The sequence below is a fragment of the Microbispora sp. NPDC046973 genome (assembly GCF_040644495.1).
GTDB lineage: Bacteria > Actinomycetota > Actinomycetes > Streptosporangiales > Streptosporangiaceae > Microbispora.
Window position 1 is genome coordinate 87,199 of sequence record NZ_JBEYWQ010000010.1, and the last position, 18,987, is coordinate 106,185.

General features: G+C 71.9%; 12 protein-coding genes. 5 read left to right on the forward strand and 7 right to left on the reverse strand.

All coding sequences use genetic code 11. From position 1 onward, the window contains the following. The first annotated feature begins 83 nt into the window (after window positions 1-83). Window positions 84-1,313: an MFS transporter gene (locus tag ABZ860_RS20195; RefSeq protein ID WP_357222208.1), complete on the forward strand. Its 1,230-nt coding sequence runs from the start codon at window positions 84-86 to the stop codon at window positions 1,311-1,313. 166 nt (window positions 1,314-1,479) lie between these two features. Here ABZ860_RS20195 and ABZ860_RS20200 read toward each other — a convergent pair whose 3' ends face one another. The 3 genes from ABZ860_RS20200 to ABZ860_RS20210 form a co-directional block, all read right to left on the reverse strand. Further along, entirely contained in the window at window positions 1,480-4,041 is a 2,562-nt protein-coding gene (locus ABZ860_RS20200; protein ID WP_357222210.1) for a chitinase C-terminal domain-containing protein, read from the reverse strand. A 163-nt stretch (window positions 4,042-4,204) separates the two neighbouring features. Continuing rightward, window positions 4,205-6,019 (reverse strand): alpha/beta hydrolase, encoded by a 1,815-nt coding sequence (locus ABZ860_RS20205; RefSeq protein ID WP_357222212.1) that lies wholly within the window; start codon window positions 6,017-6,019, stop codon window positions 4,205-4,207. A gap of 343 nt (window positions 6,020-6,362) precedes the next feature. Further along, window positions 6,363-7,373 carry a LacI family DNA-binding transcriptional regulator gene (locus ABZ860_RS20210; protein ID WP_079316791.1) on the reverse strand — a complete coding sequence of 337 codons (1,011 nt, stop codon included), beginning with the start codon at window positions 7,371-7,373 and terminating at the stop codon, window positions 6,363-6,365. A 246-nt stretch (window positions 7,374-7,619) separates the two neighbouring features. On the opposite strand from ABZ860_RS20210, the gene ABZ860_RS20215 reads away from it, so the two are divergent. The 3 genes from ABZ860_RS20215 to ABZ860_RS20225 all read left to right on the forward strand — a co-directional run bounded on the left by ABZ860_RS20215 (window position 7,620) and on the right by ABZ860_RS20225 (window position 13,892). Next, window positions 7,620-8,996, forward strand: coding sequence for a cellulase family glycosylhydrolase (locus ABZ860_RS20215; RefSeq protein ID WP_357222214.1), 1,377 nt, complete (start codon window positions 7,620-7,622; stop codon window positions 8,994-8,996). Between the two features lie 22 nt (window positions 8,997-9,018). Beyond that, window positions 9,019-12,147 carry an endo-1,4-beta-xylanase gene (locus tag ABZ860_RS20220; RefSeq protein WP_357222216.1) on the forward strand — a complete coding sequence of 1,043 codons (3,129 nt, stop codon included), beginning with the start codon at window positions 9,019-9,021 and terminating at the stop codon, window positions 12,145-12,147. Between the two features lie 176 nt (window positions 12,148-12,323). Then, complete coding sequence (locus ABZ860_RS20225) at window positions 12,324-13,892, forward strand: glycoside hydrolase family 43 protein (RefSeq protein WP_357222218.1); 1,569 nt, start codon at window positions 12,324-12,326, stop codon at window positions 13,890-13,892. On the opposite strand, the gene ABZ860_RS20230 is transcribed toward ABZ860_RS20225, so the two are convergent. Together ABZ860_RS20230 and ABZ860_RS20235 are read right to left on the reverse strand one after the other, a co-directional pair. Then, window positions 13,882-14,673 carry an SDR family oxidoreductase gene (locus ABZ860_RS20230; protein ID WP_357222219.1) on the reverse strand — a complete coding sequence of 264 codons (792 nt, stop codon included), beginning with the start codon at window positions 14,671-14,673 and terminating at the stop codon, window positions 13,882-13,884. The two genes, ABZ860_RS20225 and ABZ860_RS20230, sit on opposite strands and share 11 nt — an antisense overlap. Then, window positions 14,670-15,665, reverse strand: a complete 996-nt coding sequence (locus ABZ860_RS20235) for a diiron oxygenase (RefSeq protein WP_357222221.1) — start codon at window positions 15,663-15,665, stop codon at window positions 14,670-14,672. The genes ABZ860_RS20230 and ABZ860_RS20235 overlap by 4 nt, the downstream gene beginning before the upstream one ends. Before the next feature lie 199 nt (window positions 15,666-15,864). On the opposite strand from ABZ860_RS20235, the gene ABZ860_RS20240 reads away from it, so the two are divergent. After that, window positions 15,865-17,097: an FAD-dependent oxidoreductase gene (locus tag ABZ860_RS20240; RefSeq protein WP_357222223.1), complete on the forward strand. Its 1,233-nt coding sequence runs from the start codon at window positions 15,865-15,867 to the stop codon at window positions 17,095-17,097. Here ABZ860_RS20240 and ABZ860_RS20245 read toward each other — a convergent pair. Both ABZ860_RS20245 and ABZ860_RS20250 read right to left on the reverse strand, forming a co-directional pair. Further along, a complete protein-coding gene (locus tag ABZ860_RS20245; protein WP_357222225.1) occupies window positions 17,060-18,040 on the reverse strand; it encodes a hypothetical protein in 981 nt (326 codons plus the stop codon). The genes ABZ860_RS20240 and ABZ860_RS20245 overlap by 38 nt on opposite strands. Before the next feature lie 2 nt (window positions 18,041-18,042). Further along, window positions 18,043-18,975, reverse strand: a complete 933-nt coding sequence (locus ABZ860_RS20250) for an SCO2521 family protein (RefSeq protein ID WP_357222227.1) — start codon at window positions 18,973-18,975, stop codon at window positions 18,043-18,045. Window positions 18,976-18,987 lie beyond the last annotated feature (12 nt).

An 18,987-nucleotide genomic window follows, 5' to 3' on the forward strand; every position in this document is an offset into this window, starting at 1 on the left:
TCCTGGTTGAGTGGACGACGGGCCGAATCCGGCGTTCGGCGCCGTGCGTCCGTCGTGACGACCGCCGCGAAGGAGGAGAGCTCATGACCCCCCAGCCGACCGTAGGCGGATCCGAGCGGAGCGAGGCCCCGGTGCGCTCGCCGTGGCTGACGATCGCCCTCATCTACCTCGCCGGCGTCGTGGCGGCGATGAGCTACGGCAAGTTCTCCGCGGCCGGGCCTTCGATGGCCGATGAGCTCGGGCTGTCGCTGTCGCAACTGGGCTGGGCGATCTCGGCGGTGGTCGGGGTGGGCGCCGTCGCGGGGCTGCCCGCCGGATATCTGGTCCGCCGGTTCGGCACGGGCAGGTCGCTGGTCGCCGGCCTGGGGCTGATGGTGGCGGCGAGCGCGCTGAGCGCGGCCGCGGGAAGCTTCGCCTGGTTGCTGGCCGCCCGCGTCGCCGAAGGCGTCGGCTATCTCGTGGTGACCATCGCGTGCCCGGCGCTGGTCCTCCAACTCGCCGAGGAACGGGACCGGGGGCTCGCCCTGTCCGTCTGGGCGACGTTCGTCCCGGTGGGCATCGGCGTGAGCACCCTCGCGGGCGGCGCCGCCGACGAGGCGCTCGGCTGGCGCGGCTGGGTGCTGCTGATCGCGGGACTGACGCTGCTGATGGCGGTGGCCGTCCGGATGCGGCTGCCGCGGACGTCCGCCTCCGCCGCGGCCGCCGGGCCCGTGCCCGGCGCGCGGGCGCTGGCGTGGCCCGCGCTGCTCACCGCGTGTTTCTGCCTGATGGTGCTGGTGACGATGCCGGTGGTCGTGCTGCTGCCCACGCTCCTGATCGACGAGCACGCGAGCTCCGCCGGCGTCGCAGGGGCCCTGACCTCGGCGATCTCGTTCGCCGGCGTCCTCGGCGGGCTGTCCGTGGGTGTCCTGCTTCGGCGGGGCGTGCCGCTCGCCGCGCTCGCCCTGTCCGGGCTGCTGGTCGTGCCGGCCGCCTGGCTCGTCTACGGCGCCGACGCTCCGCTCGCCGCCGCGGCGACCGGTGCGGGGATCGTCTCCCTGGAGAACGGGCTGCTGGGCGCCTTGGCCTTCGCCGCTCTTCCCTTCGTGCTGGAGCGCCTCGACCACGCCGACGTGGGCACCGGAATGGTGGCCCAGATGGGCAGCGTGGGCGCGCTCGTCGGCCCTCCGCTGTTCGGCCTCGTCGCCGGGGCCTCCGGGTTCGGGGCCGTCGTGCCGGTCATCGCCGCCGGGATGCTGGCCTCGGTCGGCGGGATGCTGCTGGTGGCCAGGAACGTCGCCCGCCGTGCCCGGGGCCTCGCCGCGGACGGATGAGAAGGTTCCCGGACGGCGCGACGCCCGGCGGTCTCCCGACTCGTGATCGGGTGAGACCGCCGGGCGTCGGCTCCGGGCCGTACCGGTGTCACCGGTCCGGGACGGCCCGGAGGCTATGCCGTACGTCCGGGCGGGTCGCCGCGGGGCGTACGGGCGGGGGAGTGGGTCAGAGCCTGGTCCAGAGGGCGGGGACGTTCGGCGGCTCCCAGCCCGCCAGGGCGGTGTGCGGCTGGCGGCACTGGTAGATCGCACCGCCGTAGGTCACCCGGTCACCCGTCGCGTACGCCGTGCCGGCCGTCCAGGCGGGGTAGCCGCCGGGGCTCGCCGACGGCGAGGCGCTGGGAGACGGGCTGGGGGACGCGCTGGGGGAGGCCGACGGTGAGGCCGAAGGCGACACGGACGGCGAGGCCGAGGGCGAGGCGGACGCGCAGGGCCCCTGGTCCAGCCACACCTGGGCGTTGCCGGGCGTCTCGCTCTGGGTCCACCACTGCGCCTTCCAGGTGTGACCGGCGTACGAGACGAGGGTGCCGCCCGTGTAGACGGTCGTGGACGACCACGCGGGGGCCGCGCACGTCCCGGCCGACGGCGACGCGCTGGGAGACGCCGACGGGGAGCCGGACGGGGACGCTGAGGGAGACGCGGAGGGAGACGCGACCACGCCGCCCCTGGCGAGGTCCTGGGTGATGCCGTACGTCGCGCCGCCGAAGGAGACCGTCCAATTGGAGGGGGTCGAGGTGGGCAGGTAGTAGACGAAGGCCACGTCCACCGAGGCGCCCGGCGCGAGGCTCTGCCAGCTCGGCAGCTTCAGCGACACCCGGTTATAGTCGCCCTTCAGCCCGCCGACGTTGTTCGGCGCGGTGTGGTCCCTGCGGACGATCGTGGAGCCGAAGCCCGACTGGTCGGCCGCGTTGCCCGGAGCCGAGCTCGCGTAGTCGAACTGGAACTCCGTCCCGCCCGGCAGCGTCACACCCGAGTTGTTGGTGATGTGGATCTTCGGGTTGATCGGATAGTTGTTGTCGCCCAGGGCAAAGTCGCGGAACTCCACCGAGATGTCCAGCTTCTGCGCCGGGATCGGGGTGGTCGCCCGCACGTTCCCGTACGGCGTGGCGGCCTTGAACGTGTCGTACATGAGCGTGGTCAGCGTGGCGCCGGGCTCGTACTGGCCCTTGGCCTCGTTCCAGCCGTAGTCGCCGGCGAGCTCCCAGATCATCGTGCCACCGATGCCCCTGGAGACCACGTAGTCGGCCTTGGCCGCCACCGACTGGTCGTCCTCGGTGGACAGGAACACCTTCTTGGTGGAGTTCCACAGCCAGGGCGCGGTCAGCGTCGAGTCGTAGTAGCGGGTGTAGGCGCCGGTGAGCGACGTGTCCGTGACGCCGTAGGCGGCGAGGTAGTCGCCGAGGATGCCCTTCTCGAGGTTCTTGGCGTGCCACATCGGGTTGGAGCCCGCCGGGGACTCCTTGCCGTTGTCGTCGAGGTCGTGCCACAGGTTGTCGATGCCGACCGCTCCGTCGCCGCAGGTGGTGAGGCCGGAGCCGGCCGGGCAGGTGGTGGCGGGGGCGGTGCCCCACAGGCCGTTCGTGCCGCCCTGCACGTTCTTGAACCCGCGGGTGTAGTACGGCAGCCCGATGTTGATCCGGCCGGGCTGCATGGCGCCGCGGAAGTAGTGGTAGGCCCAGTCGGCGTTGAGGTAGCCGATGCCGCCGTACTGCCCGGCTCCGTACACGCCGGCGGCGGCGAGCTCGCCGTCCTTGCCGTCGTCGAACAGGTACGCGTTGGGGCCGACGTACTTGTTCCACGCGCCGTGCAGGTCGTAGGACATGATGTCGACGTAGTCGAGGTACTGCGTGACCTGGTAGGTCTCCATGCCGCGCAGCAGCCAGCCGGACGCGGGCGCGGCGACGGTCAGCATGTAGTACTTCCCGTCGGCGGCGGCGGCGCGGTCCAGCTTCTCGCGCAGCGTCTTCATGAGCGCGGCGTAGCCCTTCATCAGCGTCGCGCGCTTGGAGTTGGCGATCGGCCAGTCGAGCGGGTTGCCCGCGTCGTTGTTCGACGTCGGGTACTCGTAGTCGATGTCCACGCCGTTGAAGCCGTAGGTGCGCAGGAACGACACGACGGAGTCGGCGAACGTGTCGATGCCCGCCTGGGTCGAGGTCATCGTGTAGAAGCCGCCGCTCGCCTGCCGCTTGCCCGCGTCGTCGAAGTAGCCGCCGGTCTCGGCCCAGCCGCCCACGCTGATCAGGGTCTTGGTGTCGGGAAACCGCTTCTTGAACTTGCCGAGCAGGTTGAAGTGGCCCTTGTAGGAGTACGCCGGGTCCATCTCGGCCCCGGTGACGCCGGGCCACGTCATGCCGATGGCGGGGTTCTTCGCGGTGTCCGATCCGACGGAGATCTTGTTGTCCGGCCCCACGTGGGCGAACGCGTAGTTGATGTGGGTGACCTTGCCCCAGGGGATGTCCTTGACCAGATAGCGGGTCTGCCCGTTGGAGCCGTCGCGCCAGCCGGTGAAGTAGCCGATGATCCGGCGGGGGTGGTCGGCGCCCATCTTCTCCCGGCCGCCCGTGTCGTAGGCCAGGCAGTAGGGGACGTCGACGCCGGGCGTCCGGTAGAGCCCGTCGGGCCGGCACGCCTCGTCGCCGGCCGCCGCCCCGGCGGTGCCGCCGGTCGCGGCCAGTGCCACGGCCCCGGCGGCGAATGCGATGCAGACCGCCGAAGCGGTCCGCGCCAACGATGATCTCAACAGGCGCACAGCCATACCTCCGACAGGCGAAGTGCCGATCCTCCACACCCCGCCCCCCAGGGGTTGATCGGAACGTAAGCCGCCGGAACAGCCGCGTCAATGCTCTCTATTAAGAAACTTTCCTTTTAATGACCGCTTAAGGCGAGCTTGATCAAGACAGCAGCCAGCCGTACAGCCAGGCGAGGAACGCGAGGCCGGCCAGGGCGGGGACGATCCGGGCGGCGGCGGCGTTCAGCCGGAACGCCTCGACGATCGACAGCCCGGTGGAGACCAGGGCCAGCAGGCCATACCAGGCCAGGGCGTGCGGCACCCCGATCGCGAGCGTGGTCCAGTCCTTGATCGCCGACAGGCTGAGCGCCGACAGCGCGCCCAGCGCGACGCCCGCCAGGCCCGCGAGCGCGCTCAGCCCGCCGCCGCGCCTGCGCACCAAGGAGATCAGCCCCGCGACGAGCTGGACGGCCGACACGAGCAGGAAGACCGCGGGGACGGCCAGCGGGATCGGCGACCGGGACAGCCGGTAGACCGACGAGGTGAGGAGCAGGCCACCCGGCCGCACGACGGGGTACGGCGCGGCGCCGGGGTCGCACGCGCGGGCCGTCGCGGCCGGGTCGTCGAGGAACGCGGCGATCATCTGACGGCTGCAGGCGCTCGACAGGAAGACGGCGTGCCCGACCCCGGCGAACTCGGCGAACCGCGCGCCCGGCACGGCCGACACCGCCTGGCGCGCGGCCTCCGGCGGGGTGGTGGGGTCGTACTGGCCGCCCACGACCAGGACCGGCGGCGTCGCCCCCTCCGAGGAGGCCCCTTCCGCCGAAGCAGGGGTGACCGACCCGCCCGGGGTCAGGAGATCGGCGTCGGCCCGCGCGGCGGGCAGATCCCAGGCGTCGCAGACCGCCGCGTCGACGACCCCGGTGAACAGCCGGGGGCCCCGGGACCCGGGGAAGGAGTTGTACGGCGTCTCGTCCTGGCACTGGACGGCGTAGTACAGGCCCCACTCGTGCGAGGTCAGCCCGTCGCCGGCGGCGTCGACCAGGGGTTGCAGCAGTTCGGTGCGCCCGGAGGCCAGCCCGTCCACGAGGGCCGGCACGATCGGGATCACGTCGGTCTCGTGCAGCGCCTCGCCGAGGATCGTCGCCACGTCGTCCCCGTTGAGCTGCACCGTCAGCCGCTTGCGGGTGAGCGGATCCCGGGTCTCGTACGTCGCGGGGTGCGCGTTGAGCGCTTTCACCATGGCGTCGAACCGGGCGGCGATCCCCAGCTTGGTCATCGCCCCCGAGAGCGCGGCGGACGCCTCGTCGTACCAGCGGGAGCCCGCGGGAAGCAGCGAGTCCAGCACGACCCCTCGGGTGCCCTGCGGGTCGCGCGCCGCCGCCAGCAGCATCGGGCGGGTGGAGTAGCTGACGCCGAACAGGTACCACCGCGGGTAGCCGAGCGCGGCCCGCAGGTCCACCACGTCGGCCGCGATCTCGGCGGTCCGGTAGCCGCGCAGGTCGACGTGCTCGCCCTCCAGGCGCGACTGGCAGGCCAGCGCCTGCCGGGCGAGCGGGGCGGTCTCGGCCGACGCGGGCCCGGGCGTGCGCAGGGTGTCCACGACCCCGCGGACGATCTCTGGGCAGCTCAGCCTGGGCTCGGAGTAGCGCCCGCCGCGCTGTTCGAGGACGACCACGTCGCGGCCGGGGAACATCTGGGAGAGGAACCCGGTGAGCTGGAGCGAGGCCGATCCCGGCCCGCCGCTCATGTAGACGACCGGGTCGGCCGCCTGCCCCGAGGCCTGTGACGCCCGGTGCACCGCGTAGCCGACCTTGATGGTCCTGCTGTTGGGGACGTCACGCCGCTCGGGGGCGAGGAGGTAGCCGCAGGTCGTGCCGGACGGCACGGCGACCGGGCAGGGGTGCTCCTCGACGGGCGGCCCTTGCGCCGCCCCCGCCGCCCGCCTGCCGGGAACCGCCGACGCCGGGGCGGCCACCGCGTGCTCCGCGCCCCGCGCCGTCCCGGACCACGCGGATCCGGACCACGCGGACCCAGACCACGCCGTCCCCGGCCATGCGGATCCGGACCACGCCGACTCGGTCCGCACCGTCGCGGCCCCCTCGCGGACCGGCGCCGCGAGGGCCGCCGATCCGGAACCTCCCAGAAGCACGAGCGCCGCGGCGAATGCCGTGACGGCCGCTCCACGCGAACTCCGCAACCGTCAGCCCCGTCCCGCGAACCCGGCGATATCCGCAGAAACCTTAGCGTGTCCGTTGGTCATCCCGCCCCCATTCGTCCAAGCGCTCCCATTTTGGACGATCATGGGACGGGTCCCGGTTTCAGCGGGGCCGTGCGGTGCTCTCCCTGACCACCAGGTCGGTGGACAGCTCGACGCGGCGCGCCTCGGTGTTCTCGCCCCGGCCCATGGCCAGCACCATCCGCGCGGCCAGCGCGGCCATCTCCTCCAGGGGCTGGCGCACGGTGGTCAGCGGCGGCCACGCGGACCGGGACAGCGGCAGGTCGTCGAAGCCGACCACGCTGAGGTCCTCGGGCACCCGCAGGCCCCGCTGCCGGGCCGCCTCGAACACGCCGAACGCCTGCATGTCGCTGCCGGCGAAGATGGCGGTCGGGGGATTGTCCAGCGAGAGCAGCGCGTGACCGGCGTCGTGGCCCGAGTTGACCAGGAAGTCGCCGTAGCGGATGAGTTCGGGGTCGATGGACACACCGGCGGTCTCCAGGGCGGCGCGGTAGCCGTCGATCCTGGCCCGGCTGCACAGCATGTCGGGCGGGCCGCCGATCATGCCGATCCGGGTGTGGCCGAGGTCGAGGAGGTGGCGCGTGGCCGCGAGGCCGCCGTGCCAGTTGGTCGCGCCGACCGACGCCACGCCGGGCGGCGGCTCGCCCTCGGGGTCGACGACGACGAACGGGATCGAGCGGGCGCTGAGCTGGCCCTGCTGCCGCACCGAGAGCCGGGAGCTGACGATGATCACACCGTCCGTGCGCCGCGCCGCGATGCGCTCCAGCCAGTCACGGCCGGGGCCCGCGTGCGTGTGCAGCACGGAGATCACCACGCTCGCGGCGGCCTCGTGCGCCGCCTGCTCGGCCCCGCGCACGAGCTCCATGGCCCAGGGGCTCTCGATCTCGGCGAAGACCAGGTCCAGTAAACCGACCGGGCCGTCACCCTGCCCCGTCCTTCGCTGGTACCCGTGCTTCTGCAGGAGGCGCTCCACCCGCTGACGGGTCTCCGGCGCGACCTCGGGACGGCCGTTGATCACCTTCGACACGGTCGGAACGGAGACTCCGGCCTCCTCCGCTATCTGGGCGATGGTCACCCGCCTCTTCACTGGCATGAAGCCGATCGTAGCCGAAAGTTTCGGGAGACCTGAATCGGTTCCCCCTGATGAGACACTTGACCGCCGTGAACAAGCCGAGAGCGCCCTTGACGCTTAACCTTAACTTTACTTATTCTCCGGACCACGAAACATTCGGGTCTTAGCCGAAACTTTCAGAACGACTGTCGACAGCGGGTAGCGGAGGAGAAGGCGGGGGCGTCGCCCTCCGGCCACGCCGCCGGTTTCGAGCTTTGAGGAGAGTCGATGACGCTGCTGCGCGTGTCCGGATCCCGGCTGGTGAACGAGGCGGGCGACCCGGTCAGGCTGCGGGGGGTCGGCCTGGGCGGCTGGCTCAACATGGAGAACTTCATCACCGGCTACCCGGCCGACGAGTCCTCGATGCGCGCGGCGGTGCGGGAGGTGCTCGGCGAGGAACGCCAGGAGGTGTTCTTCGACCGCTTCCTGACCTCGTTCTTCACCGAGGCCGACGCCGACCTCCTGCGGGACATGGGCGTCAACTGCGTACGGATCCCGGTCAACTACCGCCACCTCGAGTCGGACGACCGGCCGATGGAGATCGTCGAGCGCGGCTTCCGCCACCTCGACCGGGTCATCGCAATGCTGGGAGAGCGCGGCGTCTACAGCGTCATCGACCTGCACGCGCTTCCTGGGGCCCAGAACCAGCACTGGCACTCCGACAACCCCACCCACGTCGCCTCCTTCTGGCAGCACCGGCACTTCCAGGACCGGGCGGTTCACCTGTGGGAGGCGATGGCCGACCACTACAGGGACAACCCGTGGGTGGCGGGCTACAACCCGATCAACGAGCCGGCCGACTCGAGTGGCCAGGTGGTCGGGCCCTTCTACGACCGTCTGGTCAAGGCGCTGCGCGCCGTCGACCCCGCTCACGTGCTGTTCCTCGACGGGAACACCTACTCGACCGACTTCTCGGTGTTCCGCGAGGTCTACGAGAACACCGTGTTCGTCTGCCACGACTACGCGCTGGCCGGATTCGCCCACGGCGGGCCGTACCCCGGGTACACCCGCGGCGAGTGGTGTGACCGCGACGAACTCGAGCGCGCCTTCGCCCGCCGCACCGCCTTCCAGCGGGAGACGGGCACGCCGATCTGGGTCGGCGAGTTCGGGCCCGTCTACACCGGCGACCCCTCCGTGGACGAGCAGCGCTACCAGATCCTGCGCGACCAGCTCGAGATCTTCGACGCGCACGAGGCCGGCTGGTCCATCTGGACCTACAAGGACGTCGGCCTGCAGGGCCTGGTCTGCGCGGGCGGGCCCTACATGGAGCGGTTCGGGCCGTTCATGGCGAAGAAGAAGCGCCTCGGCGCCGACCGGTGGGGCTCGACGATGGAGGAGACGGCGAGCGAGCTCGCGCCGCTGCACCGGCTGATCGACACCGAGTTCCCTTCCTGGAACCCGTACCCGTGGGGCGCCCGCTACCAGACCGACGACCTCATCCGGCACATCCTGATCGCCCAGGCGCTGCTGCCCGAGTACGCCGAGCTGTTCCGCGGGCTGGACGACGACGAGCTGCTCGCGCTCGCCGACTCCTTCGCCCTGTCCAACTGCACCCGGCGCGAGCCCCTGATCCGGCTTCTCTCCGACAACCTGGCCGCGCGCTAGCGCGGCACGAGGAGACCCCCCGATGCGCAGCCTCCTTCACCGGGCGGCCGCGGCCGTCCTGCGTTTACTGTCAGGACGGCCCGCTGCCGCGGCCGTCCTGCGTCTGCTTGCAGTACGGCCCGCTGCCGCGGCCGTCCTGCGCCTGCTTGCAGTACGGCCCGCTGCCGCGGCCGTCCTGTGCCTGCTCGTGGGACTGCCGGCGGTCGCGGCGAGTGCGGTTCCCGCCGACGCCGCGGCCGTGCAGGTCGCGAAGTACGACTTCGAAGACGGCACCAGCGAGGGATGGGGGCCCAGAGGCGACGGGGTCGAGGTCGGCGCGACCTCCGACGCCGCGCACTCGGGGTCGCGCTCCCTGCTCACCACCGGCCGCACCGCCACCTGGCACGGGGCGTCCATCAGCCCGCCCTTCCAGAAGGGCGTCACGTACCAGGTCACGGCGTACGCGCGGATGGTGAGCGGGGAGCCGTCGAGCACGATCGCGCTGACCGTGCAGCGCACCCCCGACGGCGGCGACACCACCTACGAACGGGTGGCCGCCGCCACCGTGACCGACGGCGGCTGGGCCGAGCTGTCGGGCACCTACTCCTTCGGCGCGGACTCCACCGGCCTGCAGCTCTACGCCGAGAGCTCCGAGGCGACCGGGAAGTACTACATCGACGACATCGTCATCACCTCGGACACCGACCCCGCACGCTCGGGCCTGAGCACCGACTTCGAGACCGGCACGGCCCAGGGCTGGTCGCCGCGCGCCTCGGCGTCCCTGGCGGCCACGACCGACGCCGCGCACGGCGGCGCCCGCAGCCTCGCGGTGACCGGCCGTTCGGCCTCCTGGGACGGTCCGGCGATCAGCGTGCTCGGCAAGATGGCCAAGGGGTCGAAGTACACCCTGTCGGCCTGGGTGCGCCTCGGCCCGGACACGACCTCGGGCGACCTCGGCCTGTCGATCGAGCGACGGACGAACGGCACCCCCAGCTACGAGCGGGTGGCCGCGCCGAAGGCCGTCCCCGAGGGACAGTGGGTGCAGCTCACCGGAACCTACACGCTCGCCTACGACGTGGACTTCCTCAGTGTCTACGTGGAGTCCGGCGCCGGCACGTTCCCCTTCTACCTGGACGACTTCACGCTCACCTACGTCGAGCCCAAGCCGATCCAGACCGACATCCCCTCGCTGAAGGACGAGGTGCCGTTCACCCTGGGGGCGGCGGTCGCCCGCGCCCAGACGCTCGGCGAGCACGGCGACCTGCTGCTCAAGCACTTCAGCGGGATCACCCCGGGCAACGACCTGAAGTGGGACGCGACCGAGCCGCGCGAGGGCGAGTTCACCTTCGCCGAGGGCGACTACCTGGTGGACTACGCCGTCCAGCACGGGCTGACCTTCCGCGGGCACACGCTCGCCTGGCACAGCCAGACACCCGACTGGGTGTTCAAGGACGGCGACCGCGACCTCACCTCCTCCGCCGACGACAGGGCGCTGCTGCTGAAGCGGCTGGAGAACCACGTGAAGACGCTGGTCGGCCGCTACAAGGGCAAGATCGCGGTCTGGGACGTGGTCAACGAGGTGGTGGACGAGAACCAGCCCGACGGCCTGCGCCGGTCGAAGTGGTTCCAGATCACCGGCCTCGACTTCATCCGCACGGCCTTCCGCGTCGCGCACGAGACCGACCCGGCCGCCAAGCTGTTCATCAACGACTACAACACCGAGTTCCCGCGCAAGCGGCAGGCGCTGTACGACCTGGTGAAGAAGCTGAAGGCCGAGGGCGTGCCGATCGACGGCGTCGGCCACCAGCTCCACCTCAACATCGAGCAGCCGGCGGCTTCGGAGGTCGAGGCCACGATCGAGCGGTTCGCCACGCTCGGCGTGGACCAGCAGATCACCGAGCTGGACGTGAGCGTCTACCCCGACTTCGTCTCCACGTGGGACACCGTCCCCGCGGAGGTGCTCGCCGAGCAGGGCTACCGCTACAAGGAGCTGTTCGACGTCTTCCGCAGGCACCGGGCACAGCTCAGCTCGGTCACCGTGTGGGGCCTGGCCGACGACGGCACCTGGCTGTCGACCTTCCCGATCACCCGGCTGAACGCCCCGCTGCTCTTCGACGACGAGCTGCAGGCCAAGCCGGCGTACTGGGGAGTCGTGGACCCCTCCAAGCTGCCGCCCTTCGTCCGCAAACTGGAGGCCCCGGCCGCGACGCCGAAGGTGGACGGCGGTCGCGACCTCGAATGGGACCTGCTGCCGGACGCGCCGATCGCCCGCGTCGGTGACGTGTCGGCCGGGTTCCAGGCCCGCTCGTCGGCCACGTGGCTGTACCTGCTCGCCGAGGTGCGCGACCCGAGCGACGACCGGGGCGACCGGGTCACGTTCACCGTCGGCGGCACGCCGTACGCCGTCCGGCGCGACGGCGGTCACCCGCGCGGCGTCGACGCGGCCGTGCGGAAGACGGCCGGGGGCTACCGGGTGGAGGCGCGGCTCCCGCTCGGGCCCTCCCCGGAAGACGGCACCGACGTCGCCGTGGCGGTCGCGGACGCCTCCGGCGGCTCCCAGACCACCTGGACCGGGAAGATCACGGCCACCCCGGCGGTGAAGCTGACCACCGCGCCCAACCGCCGGCCGGTGGTCGACGGCACGGTGGACCGCGTGTGGGCCGCCGCGCCGGAGATCCGCACCGCCACCTGGATCCAGGGCACGTCGGGGGCGACCGCGCGGGCCCGGGCCCTGTGGAGCGGCGACACGCTGTACCTGCTGGCGCAGGTCGCCGATCCCACGCTCAGCGATCAGCCGGCCAACCCGTGGGAGCAGGACTCCGTCGAGTTCTTCGTCGACCCCGGCAACGGCAAGACCCGGGGCTACGGCGACGACGACGGCCAGTATCGGATCGGCTTCTCCGGGAGGACGTCGGTCGGAGGTCCGCTCGACCCCGCCGCCATCGAGGGCAACCTCACGGCCGCCGCCAAGGTCGTCCCCGGAGGGTACGTGATCGAGGCCGCCGTGAAGCTGCCCACGATCACGCTGCGGGACGGCACGCTGCTCGGCTTCGACGTCCAGGTCAACGACGCCACCGGCGCCGCCAGGACCGGCGCGGCGACCTGGAGCGACGCCACCGGGCAGGGGTACCGGGACACGAGCCACTGGGGGGTGCTCCAACTGCGGCGCTGAGCTCCACACGGGGCTCGCACACCAAGCTCCGGCACCGACCGGAACAGCGGAGCCCGAAAGACGGGGCCTGGCGCAGGGAAGCCCCACGCTGAAAGGCTCTGGCGCACCGTGTCCGTGCCGGACGGCCCGGTTCCCCGCACGGGGAACCGGGCCCGTCACGTTCGAGGAAGGGACGAATGATCGACGAAGTCGACGGGTGGGAGTACCGGAACCCGGTCATCCCCGGGTTCCACCCCGACCCATCGGTGTGCCGGGTGGGCGAGGACTACTACCTGGTGACCTCCAGCTTCGAGTGGTTCCCAGGCGTGCCGATCTTCCACAGCCGCGACCTGGTCAACTGGCGGCAGCTCGGGCACGTGCTCGACCGTCCGTCCCAGCTCGACCTGGACGGCATGCGGCCCTCGGGCGGCGTCTACGCCGCCACCATCCGCCACCACGACGGCGTCTTCCACGTCGTCACCACCCTGGTGGACGGGCGGGGCAACTTCGTCGTCACCGCCGACGACCCCGCGGGCCCCTGGAGCGAACCCCGATGGCTGCCGGGAACCCGCGGCATCGACCCCTCGCTCCTGTTCGACGACGACGGCCGGGTCTGGCTCACCGGCACGAGGGAGAAGGACGCGGGCCGCTACCCGGGCGAGACCGAGATCTACCTCGTGGAGCTCGACCCGGCCACGCTGGAGCCGCGCGGCGAGGAGCGGGTCGTCTGGGAGGCCGCCCAGCGGGGCGCCGTGTGGTCCGAGGGCCCGCACCTGTACAAGATCGGCGGCAGGTACTACCTGCTGACCTCGGAGGGCGGCACGTCGTACGACCACGCGGTCGTGGTGGCCAGGGCCGACCACGTCACCGGGCCGTACGAGCCGAACCCGCGCAACCCGATCCTCACCCACCGGCATCTCGGCCTCGGCCATCCCATCGCCTGCACGGGCCACGCCGACCTGGTGGAGACCCAGGACGGCGAGTGGTGGATGGTGCTGCTGGCCACCCGCCCGTACGGCACCCCGGGCGACCTGGGCGCCGGCAACCTGAGGGGCGACAACCTGGGCAGGGAGACGTTCCTCACCCGGGTCTCCTGGGAGGACGGCTGGCCGGTCGCCGAGCAGGTCGCGCCCGTGGCCGCGGGACCGGCGCTGCCCGAGCACCGCTGGCCCGCCGTCCCCGCCTGCGACCACTTCGACGCCGACCGGCTCTCGCCCGTCTGGAACCACCTGCGCACTCCGCGCACGCCCTACTGGAGCCTGGGCGACAGCCGCCTGCGGCTGCGGCTGCGGCCGGAGACGCTGGCCCAGCGGGTCAACCCGAGCCTGGTCGCCCGCAGACAGCAGCACACGGACTTCGCGGTCCACGCCGCGCTCGACTTCGTGCCCGCGGCCGGGGAGTGCGCCGGTCTCGCGCTGGTGCAGAACGACGACCACCACGTGCTGCTCGTGCGGACCGCGCGCGGCCTCGAACTCGTCCGCAGGAGGGCGGGCTGGGAGGACCTGCTCGCCTCCGTACGGGTGCCCGGCCAGCGGCGGCTGTATCTCGGAGTGGAGGCGCGCGGGCAGGCCTACCAGGCCAGGTACGCCGTGGCGGCGGGGGAGTGGACCGACCTCGGCGACCCGGTGGACGGCAGGATCCTCAGCAGTGCCGTGGCCGGCGGCTTCACCGGCGCCTATGTCGGCATGTACGCCAGCTCCAACGGCCGCCCGAGCTCCAACGTCGCCGCGTTCGACTGGTTCGAGTACCTGCCGCTCAGCCTGTGATCCTGCGGAAGGCCGAGCCGGCCGCCCGCACCGCCAGGGCGGGCGAGAGCCGTACGGCCCGCCAGGTGGCGCGGGCGGACGCGGGCGCGACGATGAGCGCCTGGTTCCTGGCCACACCGCGCAGCACGTCGCGGGCGAGCGACTCCACGGGATACAGGCGGCCCTGGGCCCGCACGGCCGTCGTGCGGGCGCGCAGGCCGATCTCGGTCTGCGGCAGCCCGGGGTTGGCGTTGTCGAGCAGCGGGGTGTCGGTGAACCCGGGGCAGACCACGCTGACCTTCACGCCGTGGACCGCCGCCTCGGCCCGCAGCGCGAGCGACAGCCCGACGACGGCGTGCTTGGTCGCCGTGTAGGGCAGCATCATGGGCGCGGGGGTCAGCCCGGCCAGCGACGCGGTGTTCACGATGTGCCCGTAGCCCTGCTCGATCATGAGCGGGTACGCCGCGTGCACGCCGTGGACCACCCCGCGCAGGTTCACGTCGATCGTCCGGTTCCAGTGGTCGAGCGTGAACTCCTCGGCGCGCCCGCCCACCGCGATGCCGGCGTTGTTGAACAGGAAGTCGAGCCGCCCGTGCTCGGCCGCCACGCCGGTGACCAGTTCCCGCACGGCCTGCGCGTCGGAGACGTCGCAGACGACGCCCGCGCAGCCGAGATCCTTGGCGGCGTCCTCGGCTCCCCGGACGTCGGCGATCGTGACGTGGGCGCCGCGCCGTACGAGCTCGGCGGCGACGGCCCGCCCGATCCCCGACGCCCCGCCCGTGACGACGGCGGTCTTCCTCACGCGTTTCCCCTCGCCTGAGCCTTCGGCTCATCCCAGATGCCCATCGCCCGCCACAAACGGCGGCTGATCGGGTTCATCATGCCCAGATCGGAGCAAAGCTCTCTCGTCCTGGACACCGAGTCACGGGTCTGCGCGGCGGTCTCGGGGTTGTCGATGTAGACCTCGCGCACGACGTCGTGCGGGATCCGGAAGGCCCTGATCATGGAGCCGGGCGGGGACAGCATGATCCGCGCCATCAGGCCGATGACCAGCGGCGCGAGCAGGCTCAGCGCGAAGCGGCGGTGGCGCGGCATGCGCGGCACCCGCCGGCGCAGGTAGTGGCGGGCGAAGGAGATGTGCCGCGCCTCCTCCGCCACGTGGATGCGCATGATGGTCTCCTCGAGCGGATGCCGGATCCGTCCGCTCTTCAGCGTCGTGCGCTGCACGTGGTCGATCGGGTCCTCGCCGCCCAGCACGAAGACGAAGAACAGCTCGGTGGAGATCAGCGGGATCCACGGCACCACCTGGGCGAGCAGGCTGAGCGGCCCCGGCATGCCGCGAATCGGGAGCTTCGTGCGGTTCACGAACTCCTGGAACATCATCCCGTGATGACCTTCTTCGATCATCTCGTGATAGACGTACCGGAACTCCGGGGAGCCGTTCGGCAGCCGGTAGGCGTAGTTGAGCAGCCCGCGCTTGAGCAGGTTCTCGAACTGCAGCCCGATCTTCATGGCCGTCGCGACCCGCCAGAGCCCGATGCGCGCCCTGACCTCCGGCGGCCGGTTCCGATACCAGGGATGGCCGCCCAGCCGGTCGGCCGGCGGCAGCTCCCAGCGCGGGTCGGCCTGGTCCACGTGGAACTCCGGGTCGTCCCAGGGGATGTCGACGTACGGCTCCCAGTGCTTGTCGACCGAGGCCTTCGACAGGCGTTCGATGACGGCCTCGTACGCGCCCCGGTCGGCGACGTGCTCGTCCTTCTCCCTGGTCGCGGTGGTCTTCGGTGCGGCGGACATGCGGCCCTCCCTTCCGGCGCCGCAATTGTACGACCCATCCAATAACTCGTGAAGGGGCCGCCGCGGCGCGACTCGGCGGAATTCCCGGCCGGCAAGATTTCCGCGCGGTACAGTTCGGCGAGGTCACCCGTGTGTGACCTTCTTGAACGGCCCTCCCTCGCCTACTGTCGAAGCGAGGGGACGGCGAATTGGAGCCCGCGTGCCTGAGACCTGCGACGTCGTGATCATCGGTGGTGGCGTGATCGGCTGCGCGATCGCGCACAGGCTCGCCGCGCGCGGCACGAGCGTGGTGCTCGTGGACGCGGGGCAGCGTCTCGGGCTCGGCGCCTCCGACGGCGCGATGGGCGGGATCCTGACCCAGACGGAGCCCTCCTGCCTCGGCCCGCTCAGCAGCGTCATCAAGCGCAGCCGCGACGTCTACCCTCAATGGCTTGAGGAGATCCGCGCCGCCTCCGGCGTCGAGGTCCCGGTGCTCGACGGCGGCGACATCCAGGTCGCGCTGGACGAGGCAGAGATGGAGCGCCTTGAGTCCAAGGTGCTGCCGCAGTGGAAGAACTCGCCGTTCGCCGTCGAGCGGCTGACGGCGGCCGACGCCAGGAGCCTCGAACCGCTGCTGAGCGAGCGCGTCGTCGGCGGCTTCCTGCTGCCCGAGGAGCTCGCGCTCGACCCGAGGGTGCTCATGGCCGCCCTGACGACGGCCGTGCTGTCGGGGCGCACGCCGATCCGGGTGCTCAGCGCGGTGCGCGCCACCGGCCTGCGGACCGGGCCCCGTGGTGTCGAGGTGGACCTCCACGACGGCCGCCGGGTGTCGGCGGCGCAGGCCGTCGTCGCGGCCGGCCACCTGAGCGGGGCCTTCCTGCCCCGTCACCGCGACCACCTGTTCCCCATCAAGGGCGTGGCCTTCGACGTCCGTCCGCCCGGGGCGGTCACCTACCCGCTGCGTCACCACATCTTCGCGGAGATCAAACAGGACGGCCGGGAGTACTTCCCCTATCTCGTCCCCCGCTACGACGGCAGGGTGGCCGTCGGCGTCACCTACGAGGAGAACGTGGGAGACGTGACGGTGACGGCAGCGGCGATCGAGGAGATCCGGCGGGGCGTCGCCGCCCTCATGCCCAAGGCGGCCACGTGGCCCATCGGCCGGCGCTGGGCCGGGCTGCGGCCGGGCAGCGCCGACCACATGCCCATCCTCGGCCACGTGGACGACCACGAGCGGGTCGTGGCGGCCACCGGCCACAGCGGCCTCGGCGTCACGCTCGCCCCCGTCACGGCGGAGCTGGTGGCGGCCCTGCTCGACGGGAGCGCCGGCGCCCGGGAGAGGGAACTGCTCGCCGTCTGCCGGCCCGACCGCCCCTTCCCGCCCGCACCGCTCCCGCCCGCACCGACGGTTCCGGCTACGCCGCCGGTGTCGCCGCCTCCCACAGCTCCGTGAACCGTTCGGTCCGCTCCCGCACCCTCTCCTGATCCTGTACGAGGATCGTGCTGTGGATGACCGGGGCGATGCCGTCGCCGACCTGCGGGGCGGGGTTGGACTCGTAGTAGACGACCCCGTCGAACAGGATGAAGTCGGACAGTGAGCCGCGCAGCAGGGGCGGCGCGTCGGTGAGCAGGAGCGTGCGCACCTCGATCCCGACCGTGGTCTGCCACTTCCACACCCGGCGGAACGCCTCGGAGTCGAGCCGCTCGGAACGATCCACCACGAACACGCGGCGCACCCGCGCCCCGCGCTGGACGAGGTCGCGCTGGAGCTTGACGTAGCGCTGCCCGAGGTCGGTGTGCCAGAAGCCGGCCCCGAACTCGGTGTCGCGGGCGTCCACGCTGGTCAGGCTGATCGCGTCGAGACTGACCCGGGTGTTGCGCGCGAGCGCGAGCAGCCAGTCGCGGTCCTCGCCCTCGTACAGCGCGTACCTGCCGTCGGCGAGTTCGCCGAGGAACTTCGCCATCCGGGTGACCTCGTGGTGCACCAGGCTCTTGACGAGGTCGGGCATGTCGTCGCGGATCTTGGCGGCGTTCTGCACCAGCTCGGCGACGCCTCTGGTCTCCAGCGCGGACATCTCCACGACGCCGAACAGCTTGCTCGCCTCGTTGATCTTGGAGAAGCTGTCGGCCACCAGATTGTGGGTCTTCGTGTGCTGCCTGCGCTGCTCCTGCAGCACGGTCTCGAGCTGGTCGTCCACGTCCGCGAGGAACTGCACGACGAAGGCGACGCCGCTGATGAACGTCGCGAGCAGCAGGCTCCACAGGTCCTCGTTCGGTCCGTGGATGAGCGCGTTGCTCACGAGGTAGCTCACGCCGCCCACGAGCACCGTCACGAGGACCTTGCGCACGATCCTCGGGACGAGCGACGGGGAGGGCTCGGGTGTCGCTCCGGTCACGGTCACCTCCGTCCGGCTTCTGCGGTCGCGCTGAGCAGCGCCAGGGTGTTCATCGCGACCTGGTCGCGGACCCGGTCGACAAGGGAATGCCACTGCCGGGTGAATCCCGGCCGCCGCTCCAGGCTCTCCCAGAACGGCGTCAGCCACTCCTCGACCCGGGCGGCGGGCATCCACAGGTGCATGAGGTGGTCGATGGCGGGTGCCAGGCGGGCCACCGCCTGCGCTCCCGGCGTCCCGCCGATCCGCGCCCGCTCGACGATGACCAGCAGCGACGTCAGCAGCCAGTCGTGCGTCGCCAGGTCCTCGCACAGGTCGACCAGGGCGGGGGTGAACGGGCCGGGATGCGTCAGGCGCAGCGTCCGCTCCTGCTCGGTGCGCAGGGTGAACCGGATCGACGGCTCGCCGGTCTCGGCCACCCACCGCAGGCTCGTACGCGGGATCTTGAAGGGGGCCCGCCGGTCCAGCAGCGGGGACGCCTGGACGAGGTCGAGGAAGCGCCCGCTGACGGCCCCCAGGTTGAGGCAGGCGCCGCCGGGGCCGCCGGGCGCGAGGTCGCCGGTGAACCCTTCGGCGAGGTCGGCCGCCTTCGCCTTCCCCAGGACCTCCACGATCCCCGGCCGGGACAGGTAGTGCGACCAGGGCAGCCTGCGGTCGGCCTCCGAGCGCACCACCCGGACGTACGACGATCCCTGGGCCACCCGGCCCCCGGTCACCGCGCAGCGGGACACCACCGTGCCGACGCCCCTGACCCGGGAACGGGACGCGGTGGGCAGCGCGCAGTCCACCCCGGTCAGCCGCTCCGGCGACAGCGCGTGGAGGATGGGACGGCGGGAGACGCGCACGGTCTCCCCGGCCGTGAGCCCGAGCACCTGACGGCAGGTCGACTCGGAGATCTCCCCGGAGTTCTGCAGCAGCCCGGTGTGGACTTCCCCCATCACCAGCATCGG